Genomic DNA, 13412 nt, shown 5'->3' with positions numbered 1-13412 from the left:
CGCAGGTGACCCGGTGGCCGGGCATTGTGCCTGATCCATTCAACGAATGAAACGCTGTTTTTTACCTCAATGGCGTAAGTATAGTCAACTATTGCTTACAAAATCGCCAAAGCGCAGCGCCGTTCATTACCGGATTTACCTTCTTTGACCACAACTTAGGTCGTACGTTCCTCAGCGGGCCAAAAGGTCGCCCCCTGCTCGGCCATGTGTAACAAAGTGTCACATGGTGTAAAGCGCGGGCCGTACTGAGCAGCCAGGCGCTGCAATATCGCGGCGACCTCCCCCGCTCCCAGGGTATCCATATAGCGGAACGGGCCGCCAAGAAACGGCGGAAAACCAATGCCAAATACGGCGCCGATATCACCATCGCGGGCGCTGCGAACCACTCGCTCATCGAAGCAGCGCGCCGCTTCGTTAAGCATCATCATCACGCAGCGTTCCGCCACCTGCTGCGCGGACAAGCGCGCCTGCGGTGAGGAAATACCCAGTAAAGCGTAGATCGCAGGATCGGGCCGTTTTTTGCTTTTACGCCCTTTTGCCGCATAAAGATAGAAACCCCGGTTATTTTTTCTCCCTTTGCGATCGTCATTCAGAATCAAACTAATGATGTTTGCAGGCGGGCTAAAACGTTCTCCCCATGCGGCCTCCAGTACCGGGATAATTTTGGTACCGGTATCGATTCCCACTTCATCAAGGAGCTGAATAGGGCCAACCGGAAAACCGAATTTAACCAAAGCGTTATCAATATGCTCTACCGGCTCGCCTTCCATCAACAGGCGCATGGCTTCATTTATGTAGGGGGCCAGAATGCGGTTAACATAAAAGCCCGCTTTATCGGCGACGACAATCGGCGTTTTACCCTGCAGTTTCGCCAGCTTAACCGCCGTCGCAATTGTTTGCCGATCCGTACCACTATGCGGAATCACCTCCACCAGCGGCATTTTGTCTACCGGGCTAAAGAAGTGAAGCCCGATGACCCGCTGCGGCCTGCTTGCATGCGCCGCGATCTCGCCGATCGGTAAAGACGAGGTGTTAGAAGCAAAGATCGTCTCCGGGCGGCAGTGCTGTTCAACTTCGCTGACCATCTTCTGCTTGAGCGCAAGATCTTCAAACACCGCTTCGATCACCACATCGCGATGTGCAAATCCCTGATAATCCAGCGAACCGGATATTAACCCCATCTGGCGATCGCGCTCGCTGGCGCGCAGATAGCGGCGACGCACCTGTTTATCGAGCAGATCCCAGCTGTACTTCAGCGCGTGATTTATCCCGCGCGGCTGGATGTCCTTTATGCGTACCGGTAATCCGCCTTTGCAGGCGGTGACGTAAGCGATACCGCCCCCCATGAGTCCTCCGCCCAGAATGCCCACGCTGCGCAGCGCGACGGGATCAGCATCCGCGCCGCGATCTTTTTTCAGATCGGTGCTGGCGAAAAAAATCGACCGTAGCGCCTGCGATTGCGGCGTCATCGCCAGCTCGCCAAAAGCGCGGGCCTCCTCGGCGTATCCGCTGCTGCAGCCCTGCGCCAGTCCGGTTTCAATCACCTGCAGAATGCGCTCAGTTGCCGGGTAGTTCCCCTGGGTTTTGTGATGCGTCTTTTTCGCGACCAGACGAAACAGCAGGCTGCGGCCAAGCGGGCCTGCGAGAATACGTTCGCGCGCCGGAACAGCGCGGCTTGCCGGGCGACCTTTGAGCGCCAGTTCAATCGCGGTTTGCAGCAGGATAGTCTGCGGCACCACCTCATCAACCAGCCCTGCCTTCAGGGCCTGACGCGGGCGAAGCTGCTTACCGGTCAGGATCATCTCCAGCGCGCCGCTGACGCCAATTAATCGCGGTAGACGCTGAGTTCCGCCAGAGCCGGGCAGCAGCCCCAGCTGTACTTCCGGGAGGCCAAGCCGGGTTTTATCGTCATCGCTGCATACCCGCCCGTGGCAGGCCAGCGCCAGTTCAAGGCCGCCGCCCAGGCATGCGCCGTGGATAGCGGCAATCACCGGAATCGACAGACCGTGGATCTCGGCCATGATTTGCTGGCCCTGACGGGCAAGCGCCTCCGCTTCCTGCGCGGAATGGCAGCGGGCAATCATATTGATATCCGCCCCGGCGATAAAGTTATCCGCTTTTGCCGAGATAAACACCGCGCCGCGCAGCTCCTTATTGTCGCGGATCTGGCGGATGATCCCCCGTACCTCGCTGGCGAACTCAGCTTTCAGGGTATTCATTTTTTCACCGGGCGCGTCAATGGTGATGACGGCGATATTGTCCGGGCGAACCTCAAGCGTAAATGCCGATACGGTTTCCATTATTCGGCCTCCAGAACCATCGCTGAACCCAACCCACCCGCCGCGCAGGCGGTGACCAGACCAAATCCGCCGCCGCGCCGCCGCAGTTCATGCAGCGTTTGGGTAATCATCCGCGCGCCGGTGGCGGCAAAGGGATGACCGTAGGCAATCGAGCCGCCAAGCACATTAAATTTGCTCTCGTCCACTTCCCCGGTAGCCTGAGAGCGGCCAAGCACTTCGCGGGCAAAGCGATCGCTGGCCATACATTGCAGGTTGGCCAGCGTTTGCGCGGCAAAAGCTTCATGCATATCAATCAGGGTCAAATCAGCCAGCGTCAGCCCCGCTCTTTCCAGCGCCAGCGGCGTCGACCACGCCGGGCCCAGCAGCATATCCTGGCGAACATCAATCGCGGTGAAAGCGTAGCTTCGCAGATAGCCCAGCGGAACAAGGCCCAGCTCTTTAGCCCGGGATTCGGTCATCAGGATCACCGCCGCCGCCCCATCGGTTAGCGGCGTACTGTTCGCGGCGGTTACGCTCCCGTGTTGACGATCGAAGGCCGGGCGTAACTTTTGGTAATCCGCCAGGGTTGAATTTTTACGAATATTATTATCCTGTTCCAGCGGCTCACGGAACGGCGGCGTGTACGCCGTCATCACTTCTGCCGAGAGCTTACCTTCCTCCCAGGCTCTGGCCGCAAGCTGGTGTGAACGCAGCGCCAGCGCATCCTGCCGTTCGCGCGTGATAGCCCACGTTTTCGCCATCTGCTCGGCGGTATCGCCCATCCGCAGGCCGGTTGAGTATTCGGCAACCGCTGGCGGTACGGGCAGAAGGTCGCGAAAACGCAGCCGAGAAAATAGCTTCAGACGCTGTCCCAGGGTGCGAGCTTTGTTGGCATCAACAAGCGTTCGGGCGAGTTTTTTGCTGACGCCAATAGGTAATACGGAAGAGGAGTCGGCTCCGCCGGCGATACCCGCGCGAATAGTGCCTGCCATCAGGCTTTCCGCGACGTTGGCTACCGCCTGAAAGCTGGTCGCACAGGCGCGGCTGACGCTGTAGGCATCGGTATGCACGCTCATGCCGGTCCCCAGCACAATTTCCCGGGCGATGTTCGGCGCTTCCGGCATCTGCACCACCTGGCCAAATACCAGCTGGTCTATTATGTCCGCGGGGATGTTGCTGCGAGCCAGCATTTCGCCGACCACCAGCTTACCTAAATCAACGGCCGGCACGCCGTGAAAAGCCGTCGCCTGTCGGGCAAACGGAGTACGTAAACCGCTGACTATCGCGATACGATCGCCCTGGCGGGTGACTAGCGGTAATGCCTGACTCATAACGCTCCCCTGTTAACCGATAAAACAAAGTGGTCTGACCTGATAACAGTTTTAACTAATATTTTACATTAAGCCAATCGGGGAACCGAAAAAGTGGGAGCCAAAACACATTGATTAGAAAAGGTAACGCCCCTGCCATGAGGGGCATTAAGGGAAGGATTAACGCAAGCCGAGCTGGAAAATCAGGGTTTCAGCTTCACAGCTGAACACGAAATCGATATCCAGCTTCACGCCGCCATCAACGTCGGTAAAGGTCGGGGTGATTTTGCACGGCTCTGATTCAACGTTACGCGCTCTTTCGCTTAATGCGGCGAGCGTTTCTTCGGCTTCGTCACGGTTCGCAAACACGCGGCTATAAGAGGCGGTGCAATCGGTGTTGTCCATAATGGTGCCAACATCCATACAGCAGCAAACCGGGGTTTCATCAGCACTGCATTTACTCATCGTAGATTTCCTCTGTATATGCACTCAAGGTGCCAGACAAATAATGTGCGTATTTTACGCCCCGGGCATGCCTGCCTCCAGTCGTTAATGGCGACAAACGGGATAAGTGACCGAAATCACACTTAAAAATGATCCAAAACAAAAAGCGCCTACTTTGGGTAACAGGTACCCGGGCAAATTTGCCAACTGGATCGCGTTTCTTAGATCACAATTGAAAAAACTTATAAACAAACTTGCAACATATCATCTGGTCAGACCTATACTCAGCGCACTGGTCTGATTTCTCTGTCGTAAAGCAGACCCTACACTTCGCGCTCCTGTTACAGCATGTAACATTGTTTAAATAAAAATAACTCTATGAGGTTATGGGCATGAGCCAGAAAACCCGCCTTACCCAATCTGCCCTTGCAGTGGCTGTAGCACTCGTTTCAACCCAGGCCTGGTCAGCAGGCTTTCAGCTAAACGAATTCTCTTCATCGGGCCTTGGTCGCGCCTATTCAGGTGAAGGCGCTATTGCTGATGATGCGGGAAACGCCAGTCGTAACCCGGCGTTAATCATGATGTTCGACCGTCCAACCTTCTCCGGCGGCGCTATTTTCGTCGATCCTGATGTCAACGTCACCGGTAGTTCAGTTATCGGTAATGACGCCAGTCAGGACAATATTGCGCCTACCGCATGGGTGCCAAATCTGCACTTCGTGGCGCCGATTAACGACCAGTTCGGTTGGGGAGCTTCCCTGACCTCTAACTATGGTTTAGCCACCGAGTTCAACAACGATTTTGCCGCGGGCTCGATGGGCGGTACCACCGATCTCGAAACGCTCAACCTGAACCTGAGCGGCGCTTATCGTCTCAACGACCACTGGAGTTTTGGTCTGGGCTTTGACGCCGTGTACGCTCGAGCAAAATTAGAGCGCTATGCGGGTGATTTACCGGAAATTATCGGCGCACAGCTACCGGGAATGGTGAAAGCCGGCAAACTCTCCCCGGCTCAGGCTGCGGCCATCGGTCAACAGGCCGGCGGTATCAGCCGCGACACCCAAATTGCTCGTCTGAAGGGTGATGAATGGGGCTTTGGCTGGAATGCCGGTATTTTATATGAAGTCGATAAAAACAACCGCTACGGCTTAACCTACCGCTCTGAAGTCAAAGTTGATTTTGACGGGGATTACAAGAGCAGCCTGCCGTCGTCCCTTAACCCCATCAACTCCGCTCTGGGCCTGGGCCTGCCGTACGGCACCGGCGGCTCCACGATTGGCGGTTCTCTGACGTTGAATCTGCCAGAAATGTGGGAAGTATCAGGTTATAACCGCGTGGCGCCAAAATGGGCCGTTCACTACAGCCTGGCATACACCAGCTGGAGCCAGTTCCAGGAGCTGAAAGCGACCAAAACCAGCGGTGGGGAAACGCTGTTCTACAAGGACGAAGGTTTTAAAGATTCCTACCGTATCGCGCTGGGTACGACCTATTACCACGACGATAACTGGACCTTCCGTACCGGTATCGCCTTTGATGATAGCCCGGTCCCGGCTTCCAATCGCTCTATCTCTATTCCGGACCAGGATCGCCTGTGGCTCAGCGCCGGTACGACTTACGCCTTTAATAAAGATGCCTCAGTCGACGTCGGTGTGTCTTATATGCACGGTCAGCACGTTGAATTTACAGAAGGGCCGTATACCTTTAAATCAGAAGGTAAAGCCTGGCTGTACGGCGCGAACTTCAACTACCGTTTCTGATAATGTGAAGCCACAAAAAAGGGTGAACATCATGTTCACCCTTTTTACTTTCTACCCGTCGGTTACTGTGAATCGATATCTTTGAGATTGCCCTCAATCGCCTGCGCGTTCGGGTTTTCATTCGGGGAAAGTTTACCGCCGTTGGCGATAAAGTCGTGACGCTGGAAGTAGGCTTCACGCATTAAAATATACGGATCGGAGGACTGACGGAGCAAGCCGTCTGAATCCAGCAGCTGCGCGCGCGTTTCAACGCCCTCAACCATCCATTTGCCGATAGACATCGGCCATGTCAGCCAGGAAAGAACCGGATACAGGTCATCAGCCATATCGCCACCCTCATCACGCAGGGTGAAGCTGCCGTAGAAAGGCAGTTGCACATATGGACCATAGCCGACGCCATAGTGACCCAGCGTGCTACCGAAGCGGGCAGGCTCAACGCGCTGTAGTTTCGGATTCGCCATCCCGGCCACATCAACCAGGCCACCCATCCCAAGGATGGTGTTCAGGAAGAAACGCGTAAAATGCACCATTCCTTTATAGGGATCGCCTTTCAGGAAGGAGTTCACCATTACCGCCGGCTCTTCGAGGTTGCTGGTAAAATTACTCAGCCCGTTACGCGCCGGCTGCGGAACGTAATCACGCCACGCCACCGCGACGGGGCGAAGGACATAGGGATCGACAACGTTGAAGTTGAAGTTGAACATGGTACGGTTAAAGCCTTCAAGCGGATCTGAACGCCCCTGCGGCCGATCGCCAGAACTAGAACTGGCGCATCCCACCAGCAATGTGGCGCCAAGCGCAAGCGCCGACAGGCGAAAATTCATAGGTGTCTCCCTGTTAATTTAAGCTATCGCTGGGGGTTATCGGGGGACAGCAGCCTCCATAAAGATATCGCCCGTAAGCATGTGCCTGCTTTCAGCATAGCCTTTTTTAGCATCATTGTTGGTGTCCCGATTCTATACACATTTTGCAATTTCCGTATTGCTAATCTTGTCATTGTGAAGAATTTAGGAGCTTATCCGACCCGAACAGCCGAAACCGCTCTAGGATTATAATAAAGACCCGCCGTTGAGGAAAAGTTATGAAACCGCAAACTCACCATGATAATGAGGATGTTGAAGTAGAGAGTGAAGAAAAGCAGAATGGTGAAGAAATTGAGGTTGATGAAGAACGCCTGCCTTCACAGGCGATGGCCACTCATGAAGTGATTCGCCAGGAGGGCGAGAAAGAGCTCGAACGCGATGCCATGGCGCTATTATGGTCAGCGATTGCCGCCGGGCTTTCAATGGGGGCCTCGCTGGTCGCCAAAGGTATCTTCCATGTCCATCTGAACGAACTTCCCGGCGGCTTCTTGCTGGAAAATCTTGGTTATACCTTTGGTTTTGTGATCGTCATTCTCGCTCGCCAACAGCTGTTTACCGAGAACACCGTCACCGCCGTCCTGCCTATTATGCATAAACCCACGCCAGGCAACATCGGCCTGCTGTTACGTTTATGGGGGATTGTGCTGGCAGGTAACTTAATAGGGACCGCTATCGCGGCCTGGGCGTTCGATGTTATGCCTGTGTTCGATGAGCCCACTCGCGAAGCCTTTCTTAAAATTAGCCTGAAGGTGATGCAAAACCCGCCGCTGGAGATGTTTGCCAATGCAATTATCTCCGGTTGGCTGGTCGCCACTATGGTGTGGATGTTTCCTGCCGCAGGTTCTGCAAAGATTGTCGTCATCATTCTGATGACCTGGCTTATCGCCCTCGCGGACACCACGCATATTGTGGTTGGCAGCGTCGAGATTTTCTACCTGGTATTTAACGGGACGCTACCGTGGCAGGAATTTATCTGGCCTTTTGCTCTGCCAACGCTTGCCGGCAACATATGCGGCGGGACCTTTATTTTCGCTTTATTAAGCCATGCCCAGATTCGCAATGACATGAGTCACGAGAAGAAGGCTCGTGCAGCCGAGGAGGCAAAAAAGCGCTAAATGGCTATAGATTAAGCAGTTGGCCCGTACAAGCTTAACGAGCGCCGAAAATAACGCTATAATCCCGGCGCTTCGTCCCCTTAGTTAAATGGATATAACGAGCCCCTCCTAAGGGCTAGTTGCAGGTTCGATTCCTGCAGGGGACACTTTTGAATTATTCACCTCAGTTCACAGCATTCGTTTAATCATCACCACCGCAGAACAACGCCAGCCCCGAAGCAGATGAATCACAGAGGTTTATCGATCCCTGCATAGATCTCATCAAGTTGCTGTAGCCGGTCTTCATATGATTTCGTCAAACAGCGGCTGTCGCTGCCGCATTTCTGCCGGCTATGGAGCCATGTTTTTTGTGCGTCCATCATCTCGCCACGCGTCCCCATTGGAAAAAGCCCCCGCAGAAACTCATACTTCGTCGCCATCACCACGTCCATATCGTTCAGGCTCCGGTTAGCGCAGATAGCCTTTTCATCCGCCTGCGTCGCTTTCTGACAATCAAAACTCGCGGAGTACCCCGCTACCGGATACAGCACAGCAATAGTCATCAGTACTTCTCTTATCTTCATACGCGCTCCATTTCCGCACTCCCGCCATTTGTGCTACCCGTTTATAACGAGTGCCCCTCGCTACGAAGCCCAGCGTAAGCTTTTGACACACTGACGCTCTGAACTATCCGTGCTGTCGATAATTATAGTTAATCCACCTTAAGGCTCCCATTGGGTTAGCCGCGCGCCTTCCGCAAAATCTTTTTTCCCGACGATAAAACGCCCCACAGCCTGGCTGAAGTATCGGTCAGAATTGCATCAACGCGGGTCACGGTATTGCTTGCCAGAGAGGGGAAAAATTTTTCTACCGTAACGCTTTTCATAATTATGTCTGGCCTGATATTCCATATATAAATTTAATTCCATTTAAAATCAATTATATATATTAAATTTTAACATTCACAGTAGTTATCATTGTTGATTGTTTCCCTGCGTTACGATTCGCAAAACAATGCCGGTAGATAAATCCCCACCGTCACGTATTCTTGCCGCTGCCGGATGCGCTGAACTGCTGTTCTTTCAGTATCAGCGTTGCTTAAAAGCAGCGCGTCCGGCGGTTTATGGCGGATGAAAGGCTATCTTCTCAGCCATCCGCTTCATATTGCGGCAGGATGTCTGCGACAAGAATCGGGTTCTGTACAGGACTTGCGGACAGCCTGTTGCCTTACCTAAATAGGTTATACGGATAGATATGATGAAAAAACTCGCAATGGCACTGGGTATCTGTGCGCTTATGGCTTGTGGCGCTGCCAGCGCGGCAAATGGTCAGGTCGTTTCAAAGGCTAAGTCAGCCTGCCAGAATAACGCGACGCAGTGCGCCCAGGCTAAGTCCACGGCGAAAGCGGATGCGCAGAAAGAAGCAAAGGCAGCCAAAGACGCCTGTGCTAAAAACCAGGCAGCCTGCGACAACGCAAAAACTGCGGCCAAAAACGCAGTGAAAAAGTAACAACAGTACGGTGGGGGTATAACCCCACCGTACTTTCACAAATATGCTCCGCACAGTACGCAAGCCCGATTCCAGCAAGGGAAATTCTGTTTTGCTTATGACAGATATAGCAGGATTCTTTGCACACGAGCCCGCATCAAAACAAGCATTGACACGATACAGGCCTGACCCATGGCGATCCCTCTTCTGTCCGTTCACCAGCCGCATCGTCTATCCGAGGATTTTCAAGCAGGTTCCGCTTTCGATGAATCATCAGCCTTTTGACTCAATATCGCCTCCTGCATTATTAGTAATTTCATATAATTATTGGAAATTCAATGCACCAACAAAATAATTAAAAGTCATTAATTCATCACAAGGATAATGAGTACTGCGGATTTTTTTAGCCGCGATACATTTAATTATTACAGGAAAGCTGATAGGATGTTTGAGAGATAATATTCTGACCAGATTCAACACAACACGCCAATATCAAAGTTTGATATAAAATATCTGTTTTGATAAATATTTTGTATGAATCTAAATCGTCGCAACGTCGATAGAGGTCAATTTAAGAAAACCATAACCCCCTATTTTTCATAAGATGATATAGACCATGGAAAGAAAAGAAAGAAACATATGGAAACTAAACAATCTTCCCCCCCTGGAATACTGTTCAATATCTCGCGCTAAAAAACTATTGAATTGTGAAATAGAAGATCTACTTCATTGGCATGATATTGGCGCGATAAGCCTGTGCATAAAAGTAGGTAAAACTAACGGAACATTAAAAGGTGCGTTCCAACATGACCAGAGCAGTAATAATCTCTATTTTCTTAACGCCCCCAATATTGATGAGTTGAGCATAAGCGAAAGATCGTGGTCACGGCATTCAAAAATTAACAAAATTTTTAAATTTAATGATAGTGAAGCAAATCAGGAAGCCCAATATGGTATACCTGTTACCCAGCTAAAACTCCGGGTTTCCGTCTCTGGCTTATGGTACTGCCACACGAGAAATTTGATGGAGATCTTAGAAACACCTGAAGACATTATTACTGAGCAGAGGATAAGCATCATATCACCGGCCACCAATGTCCTCTTCTGCCACTTCATACCCGACGAGGATGAGAGGCCAACCATCACGCTGAGTAAGCTTTACATCACGAGTCAGGCGATTGAGAAAATTTATGAACATACCATCAGCAGTCGCCCTCTCGAACTTTCTGAAAAAACCTTACATTTATCTGAGGAGCAAGATATAGCGACGCCCTCAACGATTATGCAAAATAAGTTGCTCATTGAATTTATCAATCACATCATTCAATCCAATCCCCATTTTGGCGATAACATGCTTAACGCGACTGAAAACAAAAAAAGTAAAATATTTAATAGAGCTATGGATAAACTCAGGTCTGAAGGCGTGGTTTCCAGCTACGGCAGCATTAATCTACCGGCGTCAGAATATACGTTCGAATAATACTTCTTTAATTTAATTAAATCAGAATGAATCATTACAACGCCATAGGTACAGGGCGCGCAATGCAGTAGCAAATGTGAAATGCATTTCAATATGAATTCAGAGATGAATCTGGCTTCATAATAAAATCGTTCTCTATAAACGCTCCTGATGTATATGAAATACTTTATATACAGCGAATCAACGTAACGTTAAATCTCTCTCAGTCGATTCGTTAAATCCCTGTCCTGCGCTCAATATTGACGCAGCCTGATGTGCCATTAGTATAAACTCTCGGGTCGCGGCGCTTTGCCAGGCCCCCTTTCGCTGTATCAAACACGCGGTTCTTTCCAGTAATGATGGCGCGAGTTCGATCGCGGTTAAATCGTCACGCCCCTGAACAATGGCAGCAGGAAGCAAGGTTGCCAACGACGTGCGTTCAACCACGGTCAGCACTGCGCTAATCGAGTTGGCCTCCATCTGCACTTTCGGTTGAATACCGCGCTGTCGGCAGTCGCGATCGATTTGCTCGCGAGTAGCAAAAGCGCTGCTTAGCAGAATCAGTGACGCCTGATTGAGCGCCGTCAGCGCCACACGGCGGGTCGCCGCCAGAGGATGAGAGCGGCCAACCACCAGCGCCAGGGTTTCAGAGAGCAGCGGCTGAGACACAATATCCCGTGAATCGCTACCGTCGAAAGCGATCCCGATATCCAGCTCATCATTGAGCAGCAGAGTCTCCATTCGATTCTGCGCCAGCTCTTGTATATCCAGCGTTATATTCGGGTAACGTTGATAAAACGAAGCCACCAGCGGCCCCATAAAATAATGGGTAAAGGTTGGCATCATCGCTACACGTAGGGTACCGCGCTGCAAATCTTCAACGTCATGGAGCGCGCGCTGCCCCTCGGCCAGTTCCCGTAAAGCCCGGCGCGCATAAATTAACCAGACCTTGCCGGCGTCCGTCAGGCAAGTGTTGCGCCCGCTGCGATCAAAAAGCCGTACTCCCAGCGTCTCTTCCAGCTGTCGAATCTGCTGCGACAAAGCCGGTTGTGAAACATGCAGGATGGCTGCCGCTCGCGTAAAGCCGCCGTGTTCAGCAACGGCAATGAAGTAGTTGAGGTGTCGCGGCAGCATGAATTCATCCATAAGAAATTCAAATGAACTCAATCATAATTAAGTATTTTAACTTATGAAATAAGTTACGTACTCTGCTCGCGATTCTTTACCAAACGCCACAGGAGATCGGCATGAGTTGCCTCAATACCTTCCCCACAGCGAAACAAACGCCGGCTACTCAACGATGAACCTGACGCAACGTAATGGCACGATACTGCTGGTGCTGGTGCTTATCGGTATCAATATGCGTCCGCTGCTGACCTCCGTTGGACCGCTCCTTCCGCAGATCCAGCAGGCAAGCGGCATGAGCTTCACGCTTGCCTCTCTGCTCACCGCGCTACCGGTGATCGCCATGGGTCTGCTGGCGCTAGCCGGCGGCTGGATTAACCGTCATTTCAGCGAGCGCCAAAGTATCTCCCTCAGCCTGTTAACGATCGTCGCCGGGGCTTTACTTCGCGAACTGGCGCCGCAGAGCGCGCTATTACTCAGCAGCGCGCTCCTTGGCGGAATCGGCATTGGTATTATTCAGGCGCTCATTCCCGCGGTGATAAAGCGTCTTTTTCATCGTCGGACGCCGCAGGTGATGGGGCTCTGGTCCGCGGCGCTGATGGGTGGCGGCGGCCTGGGCGCCGCATTCACGCCGTGGCTGGTGGCGCAGCATAGCGCTATCTGGTATCACGCGCTTGCGTGGTGGGCGTTACCCGCCGCCGCCGCGCTCCTCTGCTGGTGGCCTCTAAGCCGAACGTTACCCGCCCGGACGCCATCAACAACCCGGGTCACGCTTTTTCGCCATCGTCGCGCGTGGACGCTTAGCCTCTATTTTGGTTTGATCAACGGCGGCTATGCCAGCCTGATTGCCTGGTTGCCGCCTTACTATATGCAGTCGGGCTACAGCGCGCAGTTCAGCGGTACCCTGCTGGCGTTAATGACCATCGGCCAGACCGGCGGAGCGCTCCTGCTGCCCATCCTGGCCAGACATGAGGATCGACGAACGCTTCTGATGCTGGCATTGGCCTTACAGCTTGTCGGCTTCTGCGGTTTTATCTGGCTACCGCAGCAGGTACCGCTTGTCTGGGCCATCTGCTGCGGTATTGGGCTTGGCGGCGCATTTCCGCTGTGTCTGGTCCTGGCGCTCGATCACGCCAGGCACCCCGCCATTGCGGGCCGACTGGTCGCGTTTATGCAGGGAGTGGGCTTTATTGTCGCCGGGCTTTCCCCCTGGCTGTCGGGACTGCTGCGGAGTTTAAGCGGCAATTACCAGCTCGACTGGATGCTTCACGCCGCCTGCGTCCTGGCCTTAATGGCCATAACGCTGCGTTTCGCTCCCGCACGCTACCCGCAAGAGTGGCAACATCAGGATTCAGCCGCTCGCTGAACCCGTCATCTCCTCATGCGGGATAGTTAACTCCTCCCGCATTCAGGCAGAAAAAAGCACAAAATCAAACAACTATATCAGTACAAAAACTGTTGTTAATGACCGTCGCCAGAATGAAATTTAATACCGAATGAAATTAATGTGTCGCCGAATCACGACACTCGTAAGTAACTAAAAATTAATAAAAAAATGGCTCTTGTTTCCCTCATTTTTTAGGCGTACATTAG

Annotated in this window: 11 protein-coding genes and 1 tRNA gene; 6 read left to right on the top strand and 6 right to left on the bottom strand. The window is 52.4% G+C overall.

What is annotated here, in order from left to right; translation table 11 throughout:
* Positions 1-155: 155 nt before the first annotated feature.
* From fadJ to JLG71_RS07705, 3 genes are all read right to left on the bottom strand, one after another.
* Complete coding sequence (gene fadJ, locus JLG71_RS07715; RefSeq protein ID WP_046877189.1) at positions 156-2300, bottom strand: fatty acid oxidation complex subunit alpha FadJ; 2145 nt, start codon at positions 2298-2300, stop codon at positions 156-158.
* Complete coding sequence (gene fadI / locus JLG71_RS07710; protein WP_025106653.1) at positions 2300-3610, bottom strand: acetyl-CoA C-acyltransferase FadI; 1311 nt, start codon at positions 3608-3610, stop codon at positions 2300-2302. Before fadI ends, fadJ begins: the two co-directional genes overlap by 1 nt.
* 159 nt (positions 3611-3769) lie before the next feature.
* Positions 3770-4054, bottom strand: a complete 285-nt coding sequence (locus tag JLG71_RS07705; protein ID WP_200914046.1) for a YfcZ/YiiS family protein — start codon at positions 4052-4054, stop codon at positions 3770-3772.
* A 371-nt stretch (positions 4055-4425) separates the two neighbouring features.
* Between JLG71_RS07705 and fadL the strand changes: the two genes are divergently transcribed.
* Positions 4426-5790, top strand: a complete 1365-nt coding sequence (gene fadL, locus JLG71_RS07700) for a long-chain fatty acid transporter FadL (RefSeq protein WP_014839142.1) — start codon at positions 4426-4428, stop codon at positions 5788-5790.
* Between the two features lie 62 nt (positions 5791-5852).
* Here fadL and mlaA read toward each other — a convergent pair whose 3' ends face one another.
* Positions 5853-6614: a phospholipid-binding lipoprotein MlaA gene (gene mlaA / locus JLG71_RS07695; RefSeq protein WP_200914044.1), complete on the bottom strand. Its 762-nt coding sequence runs from the start codon at positions 6612-6614 to the stop codon at positions 5853-5855.
* A gap of 257 nt (positions 6615-6871) precedes the next feature.
* On the opposite strand from mlaA, the gene JLG71_RS07690 reads away from it, so the two are divergent.
* Together JLG71_RS07690 and JLG71_RS07685 are read left to right on the top strand one after the other, a co-directional pair.
* Complete coding sequence (locus JLG71_RS07690) at positions 6872-7768, top strand: formate/nitrite transporter family protein (RefSeq protein ID WP_032694845.1); 897 nt, start codon at positions 6872-6874, stop codon at positions 7766-7768.
* A gap of 74 nt (positions 7769-7842) precedes the next feature.
* Positions 7843-7914 (top strand) — tRNA-Arg (locus JLG71_RS07685).
* An 81-nt stretch (positions 7915-7995) separates the two neighbouring features.
* Here the strand turns inward: JLG71_RS07685 and JLG71_RS07680 are convergent.
* Positions 7996-8331: a lysozyme inhibitor LprI family protein gene (locus JLG71_RS07680; RefSeq protein ID WP_032750827.1), complete on the bottom strand. Its 336-nt coding sequence runs from the start codon at positions 8329-8331 to the stop codon at positions 7996-7998.
* A 670-nt stretch (positions 8332-9001) separates the two neighbouring features.
* Between JLG71_RS07680 and JLG71_RS07675 the strand changes: the two genes are divergently transcribed.
* Complete coding sequence (locus JLG71_RS07675) at positions 9002-9256, top strand: hypothetical protein (protein ID WP_004852922.1); 255 nt, start codon at positions 9002-9004, stop codon at positions 9254-9256.
* Between the two features lie 595 nt (positions 9257-9851).
* A complete protein-coding gene (locus JLG71_RS07670) occupies positions 9852-10715 on the top strand; it encodes a hypothetical protein (protein WP_025106650.1) in 864 nt (287 codons plus the stop codon).
* 180 nt (positions 10716-10895) lie between these two features.
* Here the strand turns inward: JLG71_RS07670 and cynR are convergent, their stop codons facing one another.
* On the bottom strand, positions 10896-11828 hold the full coding sequence (cynR, locus tag JLG71_RS07665; protein WP_025106649.1) for a transcriptional regulator CynR: 933 nt from the start codon (positions 11826-11828) through the stop codon (positions 10896-10898).
* Positions 11829-11994: 166 nt separating this feature from the next.
* Here cynR and JLG71_RS07660 point away from each other — a divergent pair, with 166 nt between their 5' ends.
* Positions 11995-13185, top strand: a complete 1191-nt coding sequence (locus tag JLG71_RS07660) for a cyanate transporter (RefSeq protein ID WP_200914042.1) — start codon at positions 11995-11997, stop codon at positions 13183-13185.
* The last annotated feature ends 227 nt before the right edge of the window (positions 13186-13412 follow it).

Source organism: Klebsiella michiganensis, assembly GCF_015139575.1.
GTDB lineage: Bacteria > Pseudomonadota > Gammaproteobacteria > Enterobacterales > Enterobacteriaceae > Klebsiella > Klebsiella michiganensis.
Note: the sequence above shows the minus strand (reverse complement) of the source record. Positions and strands in the feature narration are given on the sequence as shown.

Coding starts and splice junctions, on each gene's coding strand:
- JLG71_RS07675 (WP_004852922.1), top strand. CDS start 9,002: ATGATGAAAAAACTCGCAATGGCACTGGGTATCTGTGCGCTTATGGCT.
- fadL (WP_014839142.1), top strand. CDS start 4,426: ATGAGCCAGAAAACCCGCCTTACCCAATCTGCCCTTGCAGTGGCTGTA.
- JLG71_RS07705 (WP_200914046.1), bottom strand. CDS start 4,054: ATGAGTAAATGCAGTGCTGATGAAACCCCGGTTTGCTGCTGTATGGAT.
- fadJ (WP_046877189.1), bottom strand. CDS start 2,300: ATGGAAACCGTATCGGCATTTACGCTTGAGGTTCGCCCGGACAATATC.
- mlaA (WP_200914044.1), bottom strand. CDS start 6,614: ATGAATTTTCGCCTGTCGGCGCTTGCGCTTGGCGCCACATTGCTGGTG.
- cynR (WP_025106649.1), bottom strand. CDS start 11,828: ATGCTGCCGCGACACCTCAACTACTTCATTGCCGTTGCTGAACACGGC.
- fadI (WP_025106653.1), bottom strand. CDS start 3,610: ATGAGTCAGGCATTACCGCTAGTCACCCGCCAGGGCGATCGTATCGCG.
- JLG71_RS07660 (WP_200914042.1), top strand. CDS start 11,995: ATGAACCTGACGCAACGTAATGGCACGATACTGCTGGTGCTGGTGCTT.
- JLG71_RS07690 (WP_032694845.1), top strand. CDS start 6,872: ATGAAACCGCAAACTCACCATGATAATGAGGATGTTGAAGTAGAGAGT.
- JLG71_RS07670 (WP_025106650.1), top strand. CDS start 9,852: ATGGAAAGAAAAGAAAGAAACATATGGAAACTAAACAATCTTCCCCCC.
- JLG71_RS07680 (WP_032750827.1), bottom strand. CDS start 8,331: ATGAAGATAAGAGAAGTACTGATGACTATTGCTGTGCTGTATCCGGTA.